Genomic DNA, 1,405 nt, shown 5'->3' with positions numbered 1-1,405 from the left:
GCGGTGGCGACCACCAGGTTTGGCTGGAGGATAATGGTCACTAAGGAATTCATACTGGATGCGGCGAATGGTCACTAGGGTAAACTTTACTCATGTGTCTCTCTCGGTGCTTGTATTTTGATAATTTGGTTCTTCAGTACCTACTAGGCTAAATTTATAGTTAAAAACCCCCAAAAAGCTGACTGTGTAAGGGTTATGAGGCTATTTAACAAGAAATTTTTCCAATATAGCGGCCTCTTCCTCCTGCTCCGAAGTCCCTGCTCCCTGCTCCCTTTGGCAAAGTGTTAATTTAGCATAACAAGTACGGAAGAGCCGATAATTTTTACACTGAGAGAGTTTTTTTACTGCCCAACCGACTTTTCAAACATCCTCTAAAACCTCTGAAGGATAAAATTCAGCCAATCCTATGACCTTAATCAGTAAATTGGGGTTTAAGCCACAAAAGCAAGCTCATTTAATTGCACCAGTAACCATTAAACCCTCTGATATATCGATAGTTATTCCCGTCAGGAATAATCAGAAAGGAATTGAATTATTTTTGTCAGAATTTTTCAAAACCCAGAACCTAGAAAGCTATCCACAAGAAATCATTATCGTTGATAATCAATCAAAGCCAGAGATTACTATCCCTAAACAGTTTCAAGTTGCTCCCCTTTCAATAAGAGTCATAAAATGCTCAAAAATTGGACCGGCATCTGCCAGAAATATGGGAATAAAGTCTGCTCAAGGAGATTGGATTTTATTTACCGATAGTGACTGTATTCCTTCAGAATCCTTAATCACAGGCTATCTTAATGCCATGAATGGCTCCATCGGATATGCAGGTAATGTTAAAGCCTGGAGCAATGATGTATTGTCAAACTATTATGAAACTCAAGAAATACTTGTACCATTAAAAGTTATTGAAGATGGCCAGATGCTCAGACCGGAATATTTAATTACAGCCAATGCCCTAGTGTGGAAAAAAGCACTTGAAAAAATCGGTGGTTTTAACGAAATTATTAAAATCGCTGCCGGTGAAGATATAGATTTAGGGTTTAGGTTATTAGAAATTGGCAACTTATCCTATAGTTGGGAATCAATTGTCTATCATGATTTCACTCACGGCATTATCGGATTTATTAAAAGATTTATCAGATATGGAAAAGGCAACAAACTAGTCAGTCAGCTATATTCCATTGACTTAACTCCTCAACCTTTTATTCCCAATAAACCCGGTTTGATAAATCAACTATTGTCAACATTACAATATGTGTGTCTTATAGTAGGATATAGGATTATAGCAAAGGGAGCAGGGAACAGGGAACAGGGAACAGGGAGTAGGGAGTAGGGAGTAGGGAGTAGGGAGTAGGGAGCGGTGCGACCCGTGGCGAATTTAATTCGCCAACGGAAAGCGCACCGTAGA

At 39.1% G+C, this 1,405-nt stretch carries 1 protein-coding gene; it reads left to right on the top strand.

Annotation, left to right across the window (positions count from 1 at the left end):
* Window positions 1-406 precede the first annotated feature (406 nt).
* Entirely contained in the window at window positions 407-1,330 is a 924-nt protein-coding gene (locus F6K49_RS49170; RefSeq protein WP_293084182.1) for a glycosyltransferase, read from the top strand.
* The last annotated feature ends 75 nt before the right edge of the window (window positions 1,331-1,405 follow it).

It is taken from the genome of Moorena sp. SIO3I6 (assembly GCF_010672095.1).
This window is presented reverse-complemented; position numbering and strand designations above follow the sequence as displayed.

What these genes read in the sequence shown, in the direction of transcription:
- F6K49_RS49170 (WP_293084182.1), top strand. Translation starts at nt 407, where the DNA reads ATGACCTTAATCAGTAAATTGGGGTTTAAGCCACAAAAGCAAGCTCAT.